Annotated in this window: 18 protein-coding genes and 1 pseudogene; 8 read left to right on the top strand and 11 right to left on the bottom strand. The window is 62.4% G+C overall.

Features of this window, described 5'->3' with window-relative positions; all coding sequences use genetic code 11:
- Nucleotides 1–40: 40 nt before the first annotated feature.
- From ACT6VE_RS02620 to ACT6VE_RS02610, 3 genes are all read right to left on the bottom strand, one after another.
- The gene (locus ACT6VE_RS02620; protein ID WP_444797060.1) at nt 41–700 is read right to left on the bottom strand and encodes a lytic transglycosylase domain-containing protein; all 660 of its coding nucleotides are present in this window, start codon (nt 698–700) and stop codon (nt 41–43) included.
- Between the two features lie 223 nt (nt 701–923).
- The gene (locus ACT6VE_RS02615) at nt 924–1688 is read right to left on the bottom strand and encodes an N-acetylmuramoyl-L-alanine amidase (RefSeq protein WP_444797059.1); all 765 of its coding nucleotides are present in this window, start codon (nt 1686–1688) and stop codon (nt 924–926) included.
- Nucleotides 1685–2425, bottom strand: coding sequence for a J domain-containing protein (locus ACT6VE_RS02610; RefSeq protein ID WP_069058304.1), 741 nt, complete (start codon nt 2423–2425; stop codon nt 1685–1687). Before ACT6VE_RS02610 ends, ACT6VE_RS02615 begins: the two co-directional genes overlap by 4 nt.
- A 307-nt stretch (nt 2426–2732) precedes the next feature.
- On the opposite strand from ACT6VE_RS02610, the gene ACT6VE_RS02605 reads away from it, so the two are divergent.
- From ACT6VE_RS02605 to ACT6VE_RS02595, 3 genes are all read left to right on the top strand, one after another.
- The gene (locus tag ACT6VE_RS02605; protein WP_444797058.1) at nt 2733–3947 is read left to right on the top strand and encodes a pyrophosphate--fructose-6-phosphate 1-phosphotransferase; all 1215 of its coding nucleotides are present in this window, start codon (nt 2733–2735) and stop codon (nt 3945–3947) included.
- A 73-nt stretch (nt 3948–4020) separates the two neighbouring features.
- On the top strand, nt 4021–4650 hold the full coding sequence (locus ACT6VE_RS02600) for a LysE family translocator (protein ID WP_444797057.1): 630 nt from the start codon (nt 4021–4023) through the stop codon (nt 4648–4650).
- Between the two features lie 132 nt (nt 4651–4782).
- Complete coding sequence (locus ACT6VE_RS02595; RefSeq protein WP_444797056.1) at nt 4783–5715, top strand: transglycosylase SLT domain-containing protein; 933 nt, start codon at nt 4783–4785, stop codon at nt 5713–5715.
- Between the two features lie 13 nt (nt 5716–5728).
- Here the strand turns inward: ACT6VE_RS02595 and ACT6VE_RS02590 are convergent, their stop codons facing one another.
- The gene (locus ACT6VE_RS02590; protein ID WP_444797055.1) at nt 5729–6316 is read right to left on the bottom strand and encodes a GNAT family N-acetyltransferase; all 588 of its coding nucleotides are present in this window, start codon (nt 6314–6316) and stop codon (nt 5729–5731) included.
- 81 nt (nt 6317–6397) lie between these two features.
- Here ACT6VE_RS02590 and ACT6VE_RS02585 point away from each other — a divergent pair, with 81 nt between their 5' ends.
- Nucleotides 6398–6799: a ketosteroid isomerase-related protein gene (locus ACT6VE_RS02585; RefSeq protein ID WP_444797054.1), complete on the top strand. Its 402-nt coding sequence runs from the start codon at nt 6398–6400 to the stop codon at nt 6797–6799.
- Here the strand turns inward: ACT6VE_RS02585 and ACT6VE_RS02580 are convergent.
- Both ACT6VE_RS02580 and ACT6VE_RS02575 read right to left on the bottom strand, forming a co-directional pair.
- A complete protein-coding gene (locus tag ACT6VE_RS02580; RefSeq protein WP_444797053.1) occupies nt 6784–8190 on the bottom strand; it encodes a serine hydrolase domain-containing protein in 1407 nt (468 codons plus the stop codon). The genes ACT6VE_RS02585 and ACT6VE_RS02580 overlap by 16 nt on opposite strands.
- Before the next feature lie 77 nt (nt 8191–8267).
- Nucleotides 8268–9658 (bottom strand): annotated as a pseudogene (locus ACT6VE_RS02575) (putative bifunctional diguanylate cyclase/phosphodiesterase).
- A gap of 401 nt (nt 9659–10059) precedes the next feature.
- Here ACT6VE_RS02575 and ACT6VE_RS02570 point away from each other — a divergent pair.
- The 4 genes from ACT6VE_RS02570 to ACT6VE_RS02555 all read left to right on the top strand — a co-directional run bounded on the left by ACT6VE_RS02570 (nt 10060) and on the right by ACT6VE_RS02555 (nt 14134).
- Nucleotides 10060–10728, top strand: coding sequence for an outer membrane protein (locus ACT6VE_RS02570; RefSeq protein ID WP_444797052.1), 669 nt, complete (start codon nt 10060–10062; stop codon nt 10726–10728).
- Nucleotides 10729–10884: 156 nt separating this feature from the next.
- A complete protein-coding gene (locus ACT6VE_RS02565) occupies nt 10885–11664 on the top strand; it encodes a glycoside hydrolase family 25 protein (protein WP_444797051.1) in 780 nt (259 codons plus the stop codon).
- 188 nt (nt 11665–11852) lie between these two features.
- On the top strand, nt 11853–13061 hold the full coding sequence (locus tag ACT6VE_RS02560; RefSeq protein ID WP_444797050.1) for a lytic murein transglycosylase: 1209 nt from the start codon (nt 11853–11855) through the stop codon (nt 13059–13061).
- 140 nt (nt 13062–13201) lie between these two features.
- Complete coding sequence (locus tag ACT6VE_RS02555) at nt 13202–14134, top strand: DMT family transporter (protein WP_444797049.1); 933 nt, start codon at nt 13202–13204, stop codon at nt 14132–14134.
- Between the two features lie 484 nt (nt 14135–14618).
- Here ACT6VE_RS02555 and metF read toward each other — a convergent pair whose 3' ends face one another.
- From metF to ACT6VE_RS02530, 5 genes are all read right to left on the bottom strand, one after another.
- A complete protein-coding gene (metF, locus tag ACT6VE_RS02550) occupies nt 14619–15524 on the bottom strand; it encodes a methylenetetrahydrofolate reductase [NAD(P)H] (protein ID WP_444797048.1) in 906 nt (301 codons plus the stop codon).
- A 1-nt stretch (nt 15525) separates the two neighbouring features.
- The gene (locus ACT6VE_RS02545; RefSeq protein WP_444797047.1) at nt 15526–16533 is read right to left on the bottom strand and encodes an ArsR/SmtB family transcription factor; all 1008 of its coding nucleotides are present in this window, start codon (nt 16531–16533) and stop codon (nt 15526–15528) included.
- A 170-nt stretch (nt 16534–16703) separates the two neighbouring features.
- The gene (gene ettA, locus ACT6VE_RS02540; RefSeq protein ID WP_444797046.1) at nt 16704–18353 is read right to left on the bottom strand and encodes an energy-dependent translational throttle protein EttA; all 1650 of its coding nucleotides are present in this window, start codon (nt 18351–18353) and stop codon (nt 16704–16706) included.
- 127 nt (nt 18354–18480) lie between these two features.
- A complete protein-coding gene (locus ACT6VE_RS02535) occupies nt 18481–20298 on the bottom strand; it encodes a hypothetical protein (RefSeq protein WP_444797045.1) in 1818 nt (605 codons plus the stop codon).
- 114 nt (nt 20299–20412) lie between these two features.
- The gene (locus ACT6VE_RS02530) at nt 20413–21165 is read right to left on the bottom strand and encodes a ribonuclease (protein ID WP_444797044.1); all 753 of its coding nucleotides are present in this window, start codon (nt 21163–21165) and stop codon (nt 20413–20415) included.
- Between the last annotated feature and the right edge of the window lie 111 nt (nt 21166–21276).

The raw sequence follows: 21276 nt of genomic DNA, 5'->3' as shown, positions 1-21276 counted from the left end.
GGGCCGATTCCAGCCCGCGAAAAGTCGCCCATCGGCGTGGTCAGTCGATGATGCTCTGGATCTTGCCGCAATAGCGCTTGGACACCGGGTTCATGCGCTTGGCGCCATGGCCGGCATTGTATTTCAGGATGGTGCCGCAGGTCGTGCCGCCGCTCAGGTCATGCGCCATGGCCAGGTACTTCATGCCGAACTTGATGTTGGTTTCCGGGTCGTACAGCCCCTTGGCACCGCCGCGATAGCCCATCATGCGCGCCGTCGCCGGCTTGATCTGCATGAGGCCGATTTCACCGGCGCTGCCGCGGGCCCGCGGATTGAAATTGCTCTCGACGCGAACGACGGCATGCGCCAGATCGACCGGAACGCCATAGCTCTTCGCATAGGTCTGGATGAGGCTGGAATAGCCTGCGGTTTTGACACTCGTCGCCAGCGGATTTTCCGCCTTGGGGTAGCCGGTCGTGCTCTTGAAGGTCTTCAGCTTGCCGACGACGACGCCGTCCTTGTTGATCCCGGCCTTGCGCTTGTTGCGCTTGCTGGAAACCTTGCGGGGCTTTTCCTTGGCGGCGACGTCCTTCTTGGCAGAGGTCTCGAACAGATATCGTTTCTTGGCCGGGGCGTTCTTGGCTTCGGCATGCGCCATGCCGGCGGAAAATACGGACACACAAAGGCAGGCCGCGCTAATGGCAGCAAGAAGTCTTCTCATCTAGTTCCAGTCTCCAAAAGGCGCAAAGGCAGAACCTTGGGCCGCGCGGCTTCCGCCGCGCACCCTGCGCACATGTCTCAATCTCATTGATCGCGATCAGGCCCTGACCGCATGTTGCGCTGCAACGAACGCAGCCAGAAAAGACATGGCCAATCGGGTCAGGATGTGGCGAAGCGGTAAACTTCTGTTACAGACTGTAATATTCTAATATTCGAATGGGCTGTCAGGCGGCCAGCCGCGGCAGCGCGGAAAGCAGCCGATGCAGCGTGTCGATGGTCGAAAAATCGGCTATCCCATCGACCCGTTCCGGCCGGAAATGACGCTGGAAAGCAGCAACGTCGCCCTCCGTTTTTTCCGAGTAATATCCATTGATTTCCGTACCATAGCCGTAGAGCGACAGCATGGTCTGGAGCGCCTCCACCGGCTGGCCGGCGTCGCCCTGCTGGAAGAAGCGCCCACCGGCAATCGGCGATGGCTCCACCCAGTGTCCGACACCTGCCGCGTGCAGGCGGCTCCATGGGAACTTTTCACCCGGGTCGACCTTGCGAATCGGGGCCACATCCGAGTGCGCAAGCACCCGCTCGGGGGTGATTTTCCACCTTCGGCCACAATCGAGACACAATTCGACGACCGCATTCACCTGCGCTTCGGGGAAATCCGGCAGTCCGCCGGGGTGGCCGGCATTGGCGATCTCGACACCGATCGAAGCCGAGTTGATATCGGCCTCGCCCTTCCAGAGGCTTTTCCCGGCATGCCAGGCGCGGTCCGCCTCGCGCACGAGCTGCTCGACGCGCCCGTCCTCGTGAACGAAGTAATGACAGGAGACCTGGCTTTCGGGCGCACAAAGCCATTTCAGCGCGCCGTCAGCCGTTTCCATGCCGGTATAATGCAGGAGGATGATGTCTGGTTCCCGGCCGCCGGCGCGTTCGCCAAAGTTCGGCGACGGCGCGGCGGTCGCGCCGGAATAATCACATGTGAATGCGCTCATGCAGCGCAGCGTTCCTTCTCGATCGCCTCATAGGCAGCGTTGAGCGCGGCCATGCGGTCGTTCGCAATCTGACGGAACTCGGCCGGCACTCCACGCGCCACCAGCCTATCAGGATGGTTCTCCGAGGCAAGCACGCGATACCGCTTGCGGATCTCGGTGAAATCGTCGCTCGGCTTTACACCGAGCACCTTGTAGGGATCACGGCCGCTGACATGGACGTGACGCGCTATGATCTGCTCGAAGCGCTCCTCGACCATGCCGAAGATTTCCGCGACGCGGCCGAGGAAGGCCATTTCCTTGTCGTGGATCAGCCCGTCCGCCTTGGCGATATGGAACAGGCCGTCGACGATATCCTCGAGGATCGGGCAGTTCTTCTCGCAGGAGACGCAGAGCGCCATCATCTTCTCGGCATAGGCCTCGTAGCCGGCAACGTCCTGCCTCGCGAGATTATAGAGCCGCGCGACATTGGCCGCCTGGTTGTCGGGGTACTTGAAGATGTCCTTGAAGGCATCGACCTCGGCGGTCGTGACGATGCCGTCAGCCTTCGCCATCTTGGCGGAAAGCGCGATCATCGCAACGGAAAACGCCACCTGCTTGCGGGTTTCCGGGTCGCCTTCAAACAATGTGCGCACCGCCTCGACCACGCCGGACAGCACATTGCTGGCGGCATCGGAGACCATGCCGACGAGGCGATCCCACACGGCACTGATGAAGCAACTGGGCGAATTCTGGAACATAAGGTGATTTTGATCAGACAATTGCAGGGAAAGCAAGGCATGAAGCCGCCATTTCGCCTCGAATGACAAAATTTTGATGGCCCTCATGAAGTGGCGCCATCGAAATATATTGCGACCAAATTTTCGCCTGCCGGGCATAGCAGACAATCCGTCATGGAATGCGGATAAGTTCGCCGCGCCGTTCCCCTTCCGGGGAATTTGCGCTACGAGCAACACCAGCAAAAGTGCGAAGCGGTCTGGCGTCCGGAGTTGCTAAAACAAAGACCAGAACGCCCGCTATCGAGACTGTGGAAACCGAGGAGGAATTATGGCCAAGCAGAAAGTCGCAATGCTGACCGCTGGCGGGCTCGCGCCCTGTCTGTCGTCGGCTGTCGGAGGCCTCATCGAGCGTTACAGCGACATCGCACCGGATATCGAGCTCGTCGCCTATCGCTCCGGCTATCAGGGCCTGCTCCTTGCCGATCGCATCGAAATCACCAAGGACATGCGCGAGAAGGCGCCCCTCCTCCATCGCTATGGCGGCTCGCCGATCGGCAACAGCCGCGTGAAGCTGACCAACGCGGCCGATTGCGTGAAGCGCGGCCTCGTCAAGGAAGGCGAAAATCCGCTGCGCGTCGCGGCCGAGCGTCTCGCCAAGGACGGCATCACCATCCTGCACACGATCGGCGGCGACGACACCAACACCACGGCAGCAGACCTTGCAGCCTATCTCGGCGCCAATGGCTACAACCTCACCGTTGTCGGCCTGCCGAAGACTGTCGACAACGACGTCGTTCCGATCCGCCAGTCGCTTGGCGCCTGGACGGCTGCGGAAGTCGGCGCCGGCTTCTTCGACCATGTCAGCAACGAGCAGAGCGCCGCGCCGAAAACCCTCGTCGTGCACGAAGTGATGGGCCGCCATTGCGGCTGGCTCACCGCCGCGACGGCCCGCGCCTATATCCAGAAGACCAACGGCAACGACTATGTCGACGGCTTCATGATGAACAAGCAGCTGAAGAACATCGACGGTCTCTACCTGCCGGAGCTGGACTTCAACCTGGAGGCCGAGGCCGAGCGCCTGAAGACTGTCATGGACCGCGCCGGCTTCGTGACGCTCTTCGTGTCGGAAGGTGCCTGCCTCGACGCCATCGTTGCCGACCGGGAAGCGGCCGGTGAAACCGTCAAGCGCGACGCCTTCGGCCACGTGAAGATCGACACGATCAATGTCGGTAACTGGTTCACCAAGCAGTTCGCCGCCCTCCTCGGCGCCGAACGCTCCATGGTGCAGAAGTCGGGCTACTACGCCCGCTCAGCGCCCGCCAACCGCGACGACCTCCGCCTTATCCAGAGCATGACCGACCTTGCCGTCGAAAGCGCGCTGAACAAGGTGTCCGGCGTCACCGGCCACGATGAGGGCCAGGGCGGCAAGCTGCGCACCATCGAGTTCCCGCGCATCAAGGGCGGCAAGCACTTCGACACCTCGGCCAAATGGTTCGGCGACGTGATGGATATCATCGGCCAGAAGTGGAAGCCTGCGGCCTGATCCAAATCGGGCTTGACGGCGAAAAATTGCAATGGCTTGCTCCCCGGATTGCACTCGATCCGGGGAGTTTTTCATGTCCTTCGAACATTGGCTTGCCTTCGCCGCCGCATCCGCTGTGATGCTGGCCATTCCGGGGCCGACGATCCTCCTCGTGATCTCCTATGCGCTCGGCCACGGCCGCCGCACGGCCGGCGCCACTGTCGCCGGCGTGGCACTCGGCGATTTCACCGCGATGACCGCTTCCATGCTGGGCCTTGGCGCCCTGCTCGCCACCTCCGCGGCGATCTTCACAGTGTTGAAGTGGGTGGGGGCTGCCTATCTCATCTGGCTCGGCATCAAGCTGTGGCGCGCACCGGTGTCGGCTGGCGTAGAAGGCGAGGCTCCGGCAGAGGAAAAACCGTTCCGCATCTTCGCCCACACCTATGTGGTGACGGCACTGAACCCGAAGAGCATCGTCTTCTTCGTCGCCTTCCTGCCGCAGTTCCTCGACCTGTCGCAGCCGATGCTGCCGCAGATGGTGATCTTCGAAATCACCTTTCTCGTGCTCGCGACGTTGAACGCCTTTTCCTACGCCCTGCTTGCCTCGGCCGCGCGCAAGACGATCCGCAAACCGTCCGTCCAGAAGGCCGTCAACCGCACCGGCGGCACGCTGCTGATCGGCGCCGGATTGCTGACGGCGGGCCTCAAGCAGGCGACCGGCTGACGCATCGCGAAGCCTACGGGTTGCCGCGTCCCGTCCAATCGGTTAATGACGGGGCACGGCCACGGCCGGTTGATTTGCAAAACGCCCGGGCGTCAGACGCCCCCGCACCCCGGCAAACCGAGAACGACGACCATGGCTGACACTTCCGCTCCCCGTCCGGCACGCATTACAGCGCTTGCCTGCGCAGGCCTTCTTGCAACGCTTGCAGGCTGCGCCAGCGTCGCCGACGATGCGACGACGGCGAAGACCGTGACGCCCACTTCGGCGACGACGGACATTGCCGCAGCGGATGGCACGACCACGGAAGTCGCCTACGCCGCCATGCCTGCGGCCAAGCCCGGCACGGAGAACACGCCGGAAGCATTGCCGACGCCGATCGTCGCTGCAGGTGAGATTGCCGGCGCCGCCGTTCCCGTATCGGCCCTCGCCGAAGCGAAGCCGGTCACGGGCGCTGCCGCCGCCACCGCTGCCCTTGCCGGCAACACGGTCGAGACGGCCAGCGCGACAGCCGGCATGCAGCAGGGCTATGACACCGTCATCGGCGTCTCGGTGATGGAACCGGGCTTCGACAGCGGCGAACCGGAAGGCCTCGAACAACTGGTCGCCAGCCGCAAGATCGTGCCGATGGCAAAACCCGCCCTGATCAGCAATGCGGTCTTTACCACCGAAACACGCCTGATGGTTCCGCAGGTCGAGCAGCCGTTCAAGAAATCCGGCACGCCGATCGACGCGTTGATCACCAAATATGCGGCTCTCTACGGCATCCCGGAATCGCTTTTGCATCGTGTCGTGAAACGTGAAAGCACGTACAATCCCAGGGCTTTCAATCGCGGCCACTATGGCCTGATGCAGATCAAGTATTCCACAGCCAAGAGCATGGGCTTCGAAGGCCCGGCCGAAGGCCTGTTCGACGCCGAGACGAACATCAAATATGCCGGCAAATACCTGCGCGGCGCCTGGATGGTTGCCGACGACAAGAACGACGGCGCCGTGCGCCTCTATGCGGCCGGGTACTATTACCACGCCAAGCGGAAGGGCCTGCTCGACGAGACCGGCCTGAGATAAGCCGGCCTCCCGGTCAGCGCGCCGGCTTCAGCCAGAACGACATCGGTTTTTCCGTCTCGTCCGTCTCGCCAATATCCTGCCAGGCAAGCATCGTTCGCAAATCGGTGCGATGCGCGTAACCGCGCCTGCCCCAGAATTCATCGAGTGGCACATAGTCCGCCGGACGGAGCGGATGATCCTTCGGCCGTTCGACGGCGCAGAATGCGCACCAGTCGAAGCGCCCGAGACGACGCGCGTAGCTCTCACGCTCCTCGAAGAAGCGCACACCCAGTCCCCTGCCCCGATAACTGGAAAGCAGCACGGATTCGCCGAAATAGAAGACCGTATCCGGCGCGATGCCCGCCTTGACGAACGGCGCCCTGAAAACATCCGAGGCATCCGTCATCGGCACGCCCGTCGAGGCGCCGACGATCCGATCACCATCGAGCGCCAGCACGAAAAGGCTTTCCGGCGATTGCGCATAGGCCGCAAGATAGGATGCCTCATAATCCTCGCTCCCCTCGTAGAGATAGGGAAAGGCCCGGAAGACGTCGGTGCGCAGGCGCGCAAGATCCGCGATATGGGGTGTCACGGCGTCGCCGTGGACAATCTTGACCTGCATGATCCTTGAATGTTCCCAAAGGTTTGAGCAATGTTATAAGGCGATCGGGTTCGCCCGTGCGACAACAGTATGAGGGATGGCATGCCAGCAAAAGAGACGATCCGCGCCTATTATGATGCTTTCAACAGGCAGGACATGGAAATCTTCTTCGATCTCCTGCACGACGATGTCGTGCACGACATCAACCAGGGCGGCCGGCAGGTCGGCAAGGCCGCGTTCCGCGATTTCATGGCGCACATGAACCGCAGCTACCGCGAGACGCTGACGGACATCGTCATCATGTCGAGCGAGGACGGCCGGCGTGGTGCTGCGGAATTCGTCGTCAACGGCCAGTATCTCGCCACCGACGAGGGCCTGCCGGAGGCGAACGGCCAGACCTATGTGTTGCCGGCCGGCGCCTTCTTCGAGATTCGCGATGGCAAGGTCGCACGCATCTCCAACACCTACAACCTCAACGACTGGATCGCTCAGGTCGGCGCCTGACCGGCCTTGAGGTCGGCCGCATCCAAAAGATCGAGGATGCGCTTGATCAGCGGCTGGGGCTGATAGCCGAGTTTCGACGGCGTCAGCCCCAATCGGATAATGGCGAGCTTGCGTGATGGGATGATCGTCGCCGACTGGCCGTCATGCCCGCGCAGCCAGAACGTATCGGCCGGCAGGCCGTGCTCCGCATCGGTTTTCGGCCCCGGCCCCCGGAGCCAGGTTTGCATGCGGCTGTAGGTACCGTTTGATGCTTTTGTCGGCGTCGCCATGGCGGAGACGAAACCGTCGGGCAGCAGCCGGTTTCCCTTCCAGACACCATCGTTCAACAGCAGAAGCGAGAAACGCGCCCAGTCGCGCGCCGTCGCATAGAGATAGGACGAACCGACGAAGATGCCGGTCTCGTCCACTTCCATCACAGCGCTCGCCATGCCGAGCGGCATGAAGAGGGCGCGCGCCGGGAAGGACAGCGCCTGGCTGCGCCCGCCAAGCACGCCCATCCATATCCGCGACAGCAGCACGGCGGCACCGCTCGAATAATTGAAGCTTTCGCCGGGATTGGCCTCGAGCGGCACCGACAGCACGAAGCGCGACATGTCCGGTTCGAGGAAAAGCATGCGGGTGACATCCGTCACCTCGCCATAGTTCTCGTTGAAGGCCAGCCCGCTCTCCATGGCGAGCAGGTCGCCGAGCGTTATCTCCGCCCGCGCATCACGACGCCATTCGGGGAAAAGCCCCTTCATCTCGGGGGAGAGCGCACCCACCTGCATCAGGCGGCCGATCAGCGCTGCATTGACCGACTTGGTCATCGACCACCCGAGCAGCGGTGTCGTTGCGGAAAATCCCTTGCCATACGCTTCGGCAATAATGCGGCCGTCGTGTACCACCACGATTGCCCGCATGCCGGGGCCTGTCAGTGCGCTATCGGCCAAGAGCGCGGAGAACCGCTCATCCGGCGCCACGGCCTCGCCATCGGGCCAGGTGACAGCAGGGTCCCCCGACGGGATTCTGGGAATCGCCACGTCCGAAACGGCCTGCCGCGCGGCCCGAAAATCGCCATCCGGCGCGCTGGAGCAGCCAAAACCCTCATGCCAGACGGCATAACCCGGCGCGAAGAGGCCAAGGAGATGGACCGTGACGGTCTTTTCAGAGAGATCGACATCCTGCCGCATCAGTTTCAGCAGCGGATGGCCCGGGGCCTGGACGTCTTCGGCGAGCACCTGCTGCGCATCGCGGCCGGCAACGAAGACATTAGAGCAGACGATCTTGGCGGCATAACCGGATCCGACGCTCAGCAGCGCAGGCGGCGATACGATGAGCCAGCTTGCCCCAACGACAAGGACAAGGGCAAGGACGGAAAGCGTCCAGGCGGCCAGCTTGTAGAATCGTCTCATCGTGGCCTCTCCTTCCACCCGGGAAGACAATCAGGATTTGACTGTCATGGAAAGGTTTTTCGCGCGTGTGACAGGTTTCAGGCCGACAGCCGGTTTTCTTCCGGTGCAAGGAAGCGCCCGACCTCCGACGCGGCCACCGGCGCGGAAATCAGGTAGCCCTGCGCCTCGGAGGCGCCACGCTGGCGAATGAATTCGAACTGGCTCTCACATTCTATGCCCTCGACGGTCGTCGTCACCTGGAATGTCTGGCCAAGCTTGAGGATGATGTCGACGAGATCGGCGTCCCGCTTTGTCTCCATCATCGCCCTTGCAAAGGATCGGTCGATCTTCAACTGGTCGATCGGAAAGGCCCTGAGATTGTTGATCGAGGAAAAGCCGATCCCGAAATCGTCCAGTGCGACGCGCACGCCGTGGCCGCGCAGATCGTTCAGGCTTTCGCGGATCACCGTTTCATCGACCGAGAAGACGGATTCTGTCACTTCGATCGTCAGGCGACCCGGCGCGAGCCCGGCTTCGGCAAGGCATCGCTTCACATAGTCGACGAAATCGCGATCCTTGAACTGGTCGCCGACCACATTGACGGCGACGCTGACCGGACCAGGCCACTTCGCCGCCTCAAGGCAGGCCGCGCGCACCACCCATTTGCCGAGCGGCAGGATTAGGCCGGTCTTTTCGCCACCGGAATGAACAGGTCCGGCATGATCCGTCCCTTTTCAGGATGCTGCCAGCGCAGCAACGCCTCGAAGGAGCGCACGGTGCGGCTATCCACGCCGACGATCGGCTGGTATTCGAGGAAAAATTCACCGGCCCCGATCGCCCGCGCGAGATCATGCTCGATGGCAGCGCGTTCCTGCACGTCCGCGGCAAGTGCCGCATCGAAGAAGCGGAAACCGCTGCCGGGCGTCTCCTTCGCCTCGTAGAGCGCGACATCGGCGCGCTTCAGAAGCTCCGACATCGAGATATCGTCCGCCTCCATGAAGGTGACGCCGATGCTGCAGCCGCTGGCAATTCGGGTGCGCTTCAGCTCGAAGGGGTCTTCGAAGAGGCTGCAGATCGTGCGGCAGACATTCTCGACCTTGCCGGCGGACGGGCGTCCGCAAATCGTGACGACGAACTCGTCGCCGCCGAGGCGGTACACACGAGCCGTTGCCGCAAGACCGCGGCGCAGGCGCTCGCCGATCGCCGTCAGCAATTCGTCGCCCGCATCGTGGCCAAGGCTGTCGTTGACGAACTTGAAGCGGTCGAGGTCGAGCAGCAGCAAGGCCGGACGATTGTCGTCGTCCCGCGCCTCGACAACCGCCTGAATATCCCGTTCCAGGCAGAAGCGGTTTGCAAGCCCGGTCAGCCGATCGTGATAGGCGTCGTGGGTCAATTGCCGCTCGGTCTGCCGGCGTTGATGGAGCTCTTCGAGCAGTTGCGCCTTCGAACGCCCGATCTGATAGAAGCCGACGCCGAAGAACACCGGCATGAGCGCCAGCGCCGTCGCGGTGGGCGCGGAGAAACCGAAGAGGCTGGCCTGCGCATTGTCGCGCAAAAGCTGGTCGGCAGCGATACAGATGGTCGGCAGGAAGGCTCCGAAAATCGATCCCGCCAGCGCGTAGCGCTGCTCGATCTTCGGCAACAAGGTCTTCAACATCATGTAACCCTAAACCGTTGTTATCATGACAACAGGGCGCAGCGGCCGGGTATCGGCCTGTCGATGTTCTAGAGGACAAAGAATGACAGAGTGTTAAGGGAGCGTTCGCACCCGCCCCCCAGAATCAACGGGATTTCACGGCCCCGGAACCACGGCCGGTTTCAAGCGTTGAGACCGTTGTTGTCATTCGTGCGTGGGGCTTCGCGCGTCTTTCGAGTGGGAAGGACCATCAGATGAAATCCATGATTTTTGGTGCCGCCGGCATCCTCGTCACCGCCGGGACGCTCCCGGTTTTCGCAGCCGACGTGGCCGTCTTCGAGCCACCGGTGGAAACGCCGATCGTCGAAACGGCCGCCGGCGTCTACGACTGGGGCGGTTTCTATGTCGGTGCCAACACCGGCTACGTCTGGACCAATGCCAGTTCCGACGGCCCGGCACCCGCAATCGACCAGGGTCTTGACGGCTTCGCGCTTGGCGCCTTTGCCGGTTACAATATCTACAACAACGGTTGGGTCTACGGTGTCGAAGCCGATATCAAGCACGACTTCAACAATGACCGGTTCACATCGGGCGGTACGAGCTACGAGGCGGAGACGAACTGGGGCGGCTCGGTGCGCGCCCGTCTCGGCTATGCCTTCGACCGCACGCTGATCTATGCGACGGGCGGTTGGGCCTTTACGAGGGCCGAACTCGAAAATGAGGATACCGGCGTACGGGAGAAGGATACCGCGCACGGTTGGACGATCGGTGCAGGCGTCGAGCAGGCCATCACCGACACGGTGGCCGGCCGTCTTGAGTATCGCTACACGGACTATCGCAACTCCGACATCTTCAACGCTGCGGGCCGCGATGGCGATCTTGATTCGCATTCGATCATGCTTGGCGTCAGCATGAAGTTCTGACGTCGAAGCCGGGCGGTTCACCCGCCCGGCTTAACCGGCCGCTAACCATAATTTTACGCAAATATGCGAGAGGTCGAGACCCTGTCTCGCGCGCTCCCCTTTACGGCCCGCCGCGTTCAAGGCAGGATTAGGAAACGCGCGAACAACGGGACACCCATGCGTCGGCTCATTCTGGCTCTCCTGCCCCTCGCCCTTCTCGCTACGTCATGCTCCACCACTGACTACGACCTCGTGTCGACCGCGTCGGTTCCGCCGCGTTTCGAGGACAAGGACCCGCAGGATTTCGGCGCCCGCACGCCGCATCGCCATCAGGTACACGGCATCGACGTTTCGAAGTGGAATGGCGATATCGACTGGCCGGCCGTCAAGAACGGCGGGGTCTCCTTCGCCTTCCTGAAGGCGACCGAAGGCACTGACCGCCTGGACAGCCGCTTTGCCGAATATTGGCGCGGCGCGCGCACGGCCGGCGTCGCCCACGCGCCCTATCACTTCTATTATTTCTGCTCGACGGCGGATGCGCAGGCGGACTGGTTCATCGCCAATGTGCCGAAGGAGGCAGTCCAGCTTCCGCCGGTGCTGGATGCCGAATGGAACGCCGCCTCGCCGACCTGCAAGCTCCGCCCGCCGGCGGACGAGGTGCGCGTAGCACTGCAACGCTTCATGGACCGCCTCGAAAAACATTACGGCAAGCGGCCCATCATCTATACGACGGTCGATTTCCACCGAGAAAACCTCGTCGGGCATTTCGAGGGCTATCATTTCTGGCTGCGCTCGGTGGCGAACCACCCGGAAAACATCTATTCGGCCCGCAAGTGGGCCTTCTGGCAATATACTTCGACGGGTGTGGTACCAGGTATTTCGACAGACACCGACATCAATGTCTTTGCCGGCTCGGCGAAGAACTGGAAGACGTGGGTCGCCTCGGTTTCCCGCTGACCACAACAACATTTGCGTGACAAAGGGCGACAGCACGCCGCGGTTGCCTTTTTCTTCTTGCTTACGTCACATTCATCTGAGACAGCCGGGTCAATCAGAGCGTGTCGCGCAAAAAATGTGCAGCGATTTTACGATGACGGCATGCTGAAACCAAAGACAGCAGGGCAACGGCCCAAGGAGCATTCAAGATGCGGCAAAACCTGAAGACGACACTTGCGGCAGGCCTTGCGGCCTTCCTGCTAGCCGGCAGCGCACATGCCCAGACGGCGACAGCAACGGCAGCCGCCTGCGGCGGCGATTTCAACACCTTCCTCCAGGGTGTGAAGGCCGAGGCCCTGACGCGCGGCGTTTCCGCCGATATCGCCGACCGGGCGCTTGCCGGCGCCGCCATCGACCCGAAAGTGCTGTCGCGTGACCGCGCCCAGGGCGTCTTCCGCCAGACCTTCCTTGAATTCTCCAAGCGCACGGTCAGCCAGTCGCGCCTCGATATCGGCCGCAAGAAGCTGAACGACCTGTCCTCCGTCTTCGCCCGTGCCGAGCAGGAATTCGGCGTCCCCGGCCCGATCATCGCCGCCTTCTGGGCGATGGAAACCGACTTCGGCGCCGTGCAGGGTGATTTCAACACCCGCAACGCGCTGGTGACGCTCTCGCACGACTGCCGCCGCCCGGAACTTTTCCGCCCGCAGCTCATTGCCGCCGTCGAGATGGTCGGCCATGGTGACCTCGATCCGAACGGCACGACGGGTGCCTGGGCCGGCGAAGTCGGCCAGGTGCAGATGCTGCCGAAGGACATCATCGAATTCGGCGTGGACGGCGATGGCGACGGCCATATCGACGTCAAGAAAAGCGCACCCGATGCGATTCTGACGGCCGCGAAGTTCATCCAGCATCTCGGCTTCACCAAGGGCCAGCCATGGATCCAGGAAGTCTCGGTGCCGGACGTGCTGCCCTTCGAGAAGACCGGCCTCCAGCCCGGCATGAAGGCCGCCGACTGGTTCGCCCTTGGCGTCAAGCCGCGCGACGGCGACACCTCCTTTGGCAACCTTGAAGCCTCGCTGGTGATCCCGCAGGGCCGCAAGGGTCCCGCCTTCATCACCTATCCGAACTTCAACATCTATCTCGAATGGAACCAGTCCTTCATCTACACGACGTCGGCCGCCTATTTCGCGACCCGTCTTGCCGGCGCTCCGCCCTATGAGCGCGGCGTACCGGAGGAAGGCCTTTCGGAAGACAGCATGAAGCAGCTTCAGACCAAGCTGCAAGGTCTCGGCCATGACGTCGGCAAGATCGATGGCATTCTGGGCTCGGGCACGCGCGCCGCAATCCAGAAGGAACAGCTCCGTTTTGGCCTCCCGGCGGACGGCTGGGCGACGCAGGCCCTGCTTTCCGCCCTCTGACGGAAATCGGGTGGCTGAACGCCTCTCGAATGCTATAGGCACAAAGAGACCCAGAGCGGCATGCCCCGGTCACGACCGGGCTGCCGCTCTATCTTTTTCCCCTGCCGCATTTCTGGCGCAGGAGGCCTCGGGAGGACAGGATGGAGCAGACCGTATCGGCACCCACACGCATGAGCGCACAGACCTGGGGCTTGCTTGCGCTGCTTGGCATGATCTGGGGCGGCTCCTTCTTCTTCGCGCGTGTCGCCGTCGCCCATGTACCGCCCGCAACGCTTGTGCTGCTGCGCGTCGGCATCGCCGCGCTGGCCCTGCACATCTATATCGCCGGCCGTTTCGACATCTACCCGACGCTGCGCGCCCGCTGGCGTGAATTCCTGCTTCTCGGCCTCGTCAACAATGCCGTGCCGCATATGCTGATCTTCCTCGGTCAGACGCAGATCGGCGCCGGCCTTGCCTCCATCCTCAACGCGACCACGCCGATCTTCACCGTGCTCATCGCCAACCAGATGACAGCGGACGAAAAACTCTCTTCCAAGAAAATCGCAGGCTGCCTCATCGGCCTCGCCGGCACCGCCGTGCTGATCGGCCCGCGCGCGCTGGCGCCCTTTACCGGCGACAGCGGCCCGCCGCTCTGGGCGGTCCTTCTGCCGGTGCTCGCCGCCGTCTCCTACGGTTTTGCCGCAACCTATGGCAAACGTTTCCGCGGCGTTGCCCCACCGACCATCGCCGCCGGCCAGCTCACCGCCTCGACGCTGCTGATGTTGCCCATGTCCTTCGCCCTTGATGCGCCCTGGCAGCTTCCCCTGCCCCCATTGGGTGCGATCCTCGCCGTGCTGGCGCTGGCGCTCCTCTCGACGGCCTACGGCTACATCCTCTTCTTCCGAATCATGGCGGCCGCCGGGGCAACCAACACCTCGCTCGTCACACTGCTTGTGCCGCCGAGCGCTATTCTTGCCGGCATGCTCTTCCTCGGCGAACAGCTGACGCCCCTCGGCATACTCGGCATGGCGCTGGTGCTGCTGGGCCTCGTGGTGCTCGATGGCCGTGTTTTCGCCCGTTTCCAAGCCTCTTGAAAAGAATCGGGAACAAAATGCTTTCCCGGCCGTTCCAAGATGATACGCCAGATTGCGGCGCCGCCTTTTCGCCACACAGGTAAACGCACACTGTCGGCATTCGTCATTTGGTAGGGATTGTGAATTTTTTGTGGCGAGCATAATAGCACAGGAAATTCAGTAGATTAGCACTGTGAATAACCATCCGGCGGAGATCGGATGTTGCAATGCAGCAACAAAATACCTTTCCAACCCGCTTTTTTCGGTCGTAATATCGAACCGTCAACGCAAGGAGGTAAGCCGATGGGACTCACACATTCCTTGAATGTTCTGATGATCAGTGCAGCATTCCTCTTCGTCGCAACGATGATCTTCATCTAAGGCGACCAAAGCGAAGCAGAGAGAGGCCAGGGACAAAATCAAGAAACCCTGCCGAAGCTCATTATAGAAATGCATGGCCCCGGAGACGGCGCCATGCATTTTTCATTTCCAGCTCTGAAACGTATCAGGCGGCAGCGCCCGTCGCGCGCTGACGGTCGATCCTGGCGAAACCAACGCCATCGCAGACCGCCGAAACCATGGTCGCCCGGTTCATCGTATAGAAGTGGAACTCGCTGTTGCCGCGGGCGATGAGGTCGCTGACCTGGCGGATGGCCAGCTCGACCGCCACGGCGGCCCGCTCCTGCGGCCGATCGTCCACCGGGCCGAGGCGATCGGCCAGCCAGCCGGGCACGGAAGCGCCACAGAGGCCGGCGAATTTCTGGACCTGCGCGAGATTGTGCACCGGCAGGATGCCCGGCACGACCGGAATGGTGATGCCCGCCTTGCGCACGCGCTCAAGGTAACGCTCGAAATCGTCGTTCTCGAAGAAGAACTGCGTCAGCGCGCGTGTTGCGCCCGCATCCACCTTGCGCTTCAGCATGTCGATATCGGCGGCGACATCCGCGCTCTGCGGGTGTTTTTCCGGATAGGCCGAGACGGAGATCTCGAAATCGGCAAGGCCATGCAGACCGGCGGTAAGCTCGGCCGCATTGGCATAGCCCTCCGGATGCGGCTGGTAGGCCGCGCCGACACCGCCCGGCGGATCGCCGCGCAGCGCCACGAAATGTTTGACCCCGACGGCCTGGAACTCGGCGACGACGGCATGGACCTCGTCCTTCGTCGCACCGACGCAGGTGAGATGCGAGGCGGCCGGCAGGCCCATGTCCAGAAGCTGGCGCACGGTCGCCAGCGTCGGCGCCTTGGTGGAGCCGCCGGCACCGTAGGTGACCGACATGAAACCCGGCGCATAGGCCGAAAGTGCGGCCGCCGTCTCCCAGAGCTGGCCTTCGGCCTCCGCCGATTTCGGCGGGAAGAATTCGAAAGACAGGCGGATGTCCTTGCGGCTCAGGCTTGCGGTCGCCGGGTTCATGTCAACTCCTCCTGCGGATTGCGATAGGGTCGGCCGCCTGTTCGCGCTGGTCGCGGGCAAGCCAGATGGTGACGGTCAGCGCATCGGCGGTCGATGGCGCGGGTTTCAGGTCGACGACCTCTTCAACGGCCAGCCCCGCCTTCTCCAGCCATTCGGAGAGGGTCTGGTGCGAGAAGCCGAGGCGGATATGGGCGTGCTCGTCGCGCAGGTGCTCCAGCGTGTGCGGCGCAAGGTCGATGATGGCGAGCCGCCCGCCGGGGGCCAGCATGCGGGCCGCCTCGGCGACCGCCGCTTCCGGCTCCTCGAGGAAGTGCAGCACCTGGTGGATCGTCACCACGTCGAATTCGTCACGCTCCAGCGGCAGGTTGAAAATGTCGCCGTGGCGGATCGACGCCTTGGTGATGCCGGCACGGTCGAGATTGGCGCGGGCGACCGCCAGCATGTCGCGGCTGGCATCGACGCCAACGCCGCGCCGGTACAGGCCCTCGAACAACTGCAGGATACGCCCGGTGCCGGTGCCGAGATCGAGGAAGGCATCGACCGGCTCGGTGCCGATCATCGCGGCGAGCTTCGCCTCGACCTCGGCCTCGCTGACATGGAAGCGCCGCATCGCGTCCCAATCGGCTGCGTTGCGGCTGAAATAGGCTTGCGCCTTGTCGGAACGGATTTTCTTGAGCGCCCGCAGCCGCTCGTCGTCACGGGCAAAAACCGCATCAGCCGGATCGGCAGCATCGAGAAGTTGGCGGGCAAGGGTCACGGCAGGGCTACCCTGGCTCAGCCGGAAAAATGCCCAGGCGCCCTCCTGGTAGCGATCGACAAGCGCTGCTTCCGCAAGCAGCTTCAGATGGCGCGAGATGCGCGGCTGCGACTGGCCGAGAATATCGGTGAGGTCCGTCACGGTCAGGTCGCCGTGGAACAGGAGCGCGAGCAGGCGAAGGCGCGTCGGCTCGCCCGCCGCCTTCAGGATCTCAACGATGTCATCCAGTCCGAGTTTCTGCGTGTCGCCCATGACAAATCCAATCAAGACATAAAGATATGTTTATGTGATTACCCCGTGTCGCGCAAGGGCAAATCCGTGTCGCCGATCTTCCCATCAACAGCCCCAAAGAAAAACCCCGGCAAGCCGGGGTTTTTCAGATGATGCGAATGAGCGGCGGTACTTCCGCAGCGTCAAAATGCTTAGCGCGTCAGACGCTTGTAGGACTGGCTGCCGGGGTTGAGGGCATCGGGTCCAAGACGACGGACCTTGTCCTCTTCGTAGTCCTCGAAGTTGCCTTCAAACCATTCGACATGGCCGTCGCCTTCAAAGGCCAGGATATGCGTCGCCAGACGGTCGAGGAACATGCGATCGTGGCTGATGATGATGGCGCAGCCGGCAAAGTTTTCGAGCGCGCTTTCAAGCGCACCCAGCGTTTCCGTATCGAGGTCGTTGGTCGGTTCGTCGAGCAGCAGCACGTTGCCGCCGGCCTTCAGCATCTTGGCAAGGTGCACGCGGTTGCGCTGGCCACCCGAAAGGTTGCCGACCTTCTGCTGCTGGTCGCCGCCCTTGAAGTTGAAGGCGCCGCAATAGGCTCTGGAGTTCATGTCGAACTTGCCGAGCTTGATGACTTCGGCACCGCCGGAGATCTCCTCCCAGACGGTCTTGCTGCCATCGAGCGCGTCGCGGCTCTGGTCGACATAACCGAGCTGCACGGTCTCACCGATGCGCAGCGTGCCCGCATCCGGCTTTTCCTGGCCGGTGATCATCTTGAACAGCGTCGATTTGCCGGCGCCGTTCGGGCCGATGATGCCGACAATGCCACCCGGCGGCAGCTTGATCGACAGATCGTTGATCAGTGTGCGGCCATCAAAGCCCTTCGTGACGCCTTCCAGCTCGATGACCACGTTGCCGAGGCGTTCGGAAACCGGGATGATGATCTGCGCATCGCCGGGCCGGATGTTTTCGGCGGCGTCGACCAGCTGTTCATAGGCCTTGATACGCGCCTTGGACTTCGCCTGGCGTGCCTTCGGGCTGGAGGCGATCCATTCCTGTTCGCGCGATATCGCCTTCTGGCGACCAGCGTCTTCGCGGCTTTCCTGCTTCATGCGCTTGGCCTTGGCCAGCAGGTAGGCAGAGTAGTTGCCTTCGTAGGGGATGCCGCGGCCGCGGTCGAGTTCGAGAATCCAGCCCGTCACGTTGTCGAGGAAGTAGCGATCGTGGGTGATCATCATCACGGCGCCCGGATAGTCGCGCAGGTGCTTTTCCAGCCACTGGATGGTTTCGGCGTCGAGATGGTTGGTCGGTTCGTCGAGCAGCAGCAGGTCCGGCTGCGACAACAGCAGGCGGCAGAGCGCGATGCGGCGGCGTTCGCCACCCGACAGCAGCGTGACGTCGGACTCCTTCGGCGGGCAGCGTAGCGCTTCCATCGCCATCTCGACCTGCTGTTCCAGATCCCACAGGTTCTGGCTGTCGATGATGTCCTGGAGCTTGGCGCCTTCATCCGCCGTCTCGTCGGAATAGTTCATCATCAGTTCGTTGTAGCGATCGAGAATGGCGGTCTTGTCGGCAACGCCGACCATGACGTTCTCGAAGGCGTTCTTGGTCGGATCGAGGTGCGGTTCCTGCTCCAGGTAACCGACGGTCGCGCCTTCGGCGAGCCAGGCTTCACCGGTATATTCCGTGTCCTGGCCGGCGATGATGCGCAGCACCGTCGACTTACCGGCGCCGTTCGGGCCGAGGATACCGATCTTGGCGTCAGGATAGAAAGACAGGTTGACGTTTTCGAGGATTTTCTTGGCGCCGTAGGACTTGTTGAGCCCCGACATGTGATAGATGAACTGACGTGCCATTAAGCGTGCTCCGCATGGAAATTTGCCCGCTATGTAGGCGAATTCTGCCCCCGCGGCAATCGCGGAAAGCCGCAGTTGCACAAGGGGAGGCAAGGCCGCCGGAATTTTTCAGCCTTCCGGCCTTCCCCTATCGCAGGGCGGCATGGTCGATGCGGAAGAGCTGAAAGCCGGATTCATGCGGCGGTTTCATGCGAACGAGGCCCGGCCAGTCCTTTCCCGCCGACAAGGCGGCGTAAAGCGGCGCGCGCTGCGGGTCGGCCGCCACTGGAGACCGACAGACCACGACATAGTCGAACGGCGCCAGAGCGGCTCTGCGGATGGCGGGATCGGTGGACAGAAACGCCTCGTACATGCGCTTCATGCCGGGCGACGCCCGGTGGAACGGCAGCGCGGCGACCGAAAATCCATCCGGCGCGGTGAACAGGATCGGCATGCCGACACCACTCGGCGCGGCGATCCGCCCCGGCGTGACCGCATCGAGCACGGAAAAATCCTGCCCTGTGCATTGATCACTCGCCATGAAATCGACGGCATCGGCCGCCGGTTGGAAGGGAGGAACGAGAAAGAACAGCCCGGCCAAAATGGTCCAGCAAAGGGCTACAGCCCCAATCATCGCACGACGGCCGTAGTTCCGGTCGGCACCATCAGCAGCCCAACCAATCAAAACCGGCAGGAACAGTGGCGCCAGCGCAATGGGAAAGCGGATATAGCGCGTTTGCACGACGGTCAGGACAAGAGCGACGACCGCTAGGCCATAGACAATCAGCCACGGCGCAAAGGTGGAACGGGCCTGCCGCACGGCCAGAGGCGCTACGGCAAGCAGCACGGCCGCCAGCAGGGCAAACAGCACGACCAGACTATATCGCTCGCCTGCATAGAAATACAGGATGCTGTGCTCCTGCCATATCCTGTCGAACCAGTAGGCCTGCGACAGCGGGTCGATCACAGCATAGGGGCCGGCAAGGCAGGCCCGGAAGCCGAAGCCGGCGACCCCGGAGAGAGCAACCGATGGTATGGCCAATGCTGCGAGGCGCACGAAGGCATTACCGCGCACCATAAGGCAACACAATCCGAGAATGCCGGAAAAGCAGAGCATCAGGACGATATAGGGCGCCGAAAAGGCATCGCATTGCACCGAGAGGATGCCGGGAACACCGAGAAACGCAACGGCACCGCAAACCGTCGCAGCAAACATGCCGAGCGACGCCGTCCACAACATTGCGCGGGCGCCGCGAACATCAAGGACAAATGCACCGACAAGTGCTGCATAGGCAAAGGCAACAAACGGCAGGCCTTCGAGACCGACGATGAGAGACGCGGCACTTGCAAGGCCGATCAGCATTCCGCCCACCCGATCCCACCGGCAGACACCGAGAGCGATCGCAAGCAGGGCGAGGATCTGCACATTGTGGTGATCGATGCGTCCAGGCACGAACTCCAGAACCGCGATCGCCATGAACATGGTCATCAAAGCGAGCGCGATCATCCGCGTTCGCTGGGGCAGCGTCGATCTACCGAACAGCCGCGTAGCAAGGGACGTCACAAGCAGGCTGAAAACCGCCAGCATGACCAGCGGCCAGATCCAGAACGCCGCCTGCAGCGCCTGGCCCGCCGACATCACAAGCGACAGGCCCTTGGCGATCACGACATAGGGAAGATCGACGAGACGCGACCAGGGGGAGAGATATGGGGCCGGCATAGCGATGAAGGGCAGCGCCGGATCGTACCAGCTGCCCTTTTCCGACAGCAGGAACCGGATCTGCAATTCACGAAGCCGGTCATCGACATCGACATTGAAGAGGCTGCCGTCCGCAAAGTCCATGAGTACGATCAGAAGGCTGGTAGCAAAGACGACACCGAAGGATCGCGTCGTGGAGGCGGCATCCAGCGTGCCGGCCCCAATTTCCGCTTCGGAAACACTCTCCGCCATCGCCTTGCCCCGCATCTCTTGCGATCCGGACGATAGGGTGGGTCCGCTTAAAATTGCGTTGCCAGCTCCACGTCCTCCCGCCTTGCCAGAAGCAATGGCGCCTTCGCAGAAACCAGGCCCGGGCTATGGCTAGCCGGCCTGCCCCATGCCCAGATCGCCCTCGGTGCAGCGCGACTTCGTTGGCGATGAACCATCGATCAAGTCCGCAAGCCTACCCTCGCCCGCTGCAAGGCCAATCGTCAGGCCGACAATGAGGGTCTTGTCGCCGGCCTTGCGGCAGCTGAGCCGCACCCGTTCGCCGGCGCCCGGGCCAAAGGCCTCGTCGAACGCCGCCCGGACCTGCGTGAGCGACAGGGTTCCGCCGGCCTTTTGCGTGAAGAGTGCACGCACCGGAGAGGCATTCAACTGATCCATGAGGTCCAGCGAACGGCTGTAATAGACTTCTGCCGAGGCCGCGACGCAGCTGCCGCTCCTCAACCATTGCTGACGATCGAGGCCGAGGCGTGCGGCGGGCATGGCGGCGAGCAGGCGCTCCTTTGTGCCGGTCGCCAGAACGATTTCCGGCAGATCCGTCCACTTTCCCTTGCGCGCCCTTTGCTTGAGATCGGCTTCGATGCCGCAATAGCTCTTGCGCACCTGAAAGCGGCTGAGCAGCGAAAGCTGCCGGGCAGCCGGCGACGTCGCCGAAAAATCCGCACAGCCGCGGCTCTTCGGCCGCGCCGCGCAATAGCCGGGCTGCCAACTGACGGAGAGGACTTCCCGTTGGTCGCCGCCAGCGGGCGCGGACTGGGCGACGGCAAGGCCAGCTCCGACGAGGCAGGAGAGACACACAATGCAAAGGAACAAAACGGCGTTGAAAATCAGTGCAGCATTCGTCTTCATGACCAGTCTCCGCACGAGAACAAAACAAGATCATATGCAACCAAAAATCAGGAAAATGCAACCAGGAATCCGTAAAATCGCGAAAAACGGGAGTCCTTCAAAAAATACACG

The organism is Shinella sp. (assembly GCF_052438155.1).
Classification (GTDB): Bacteria; Pseudomonadota; Alphaproteobacteria; order Rhizobiales; family Rhizobiaceae; genus Shinella.
The sequence above is the reverse complement of the archived record's forward strand: the minus strand, read 5'-3'. Positions and strand labels throughout refer to the sequence as shown.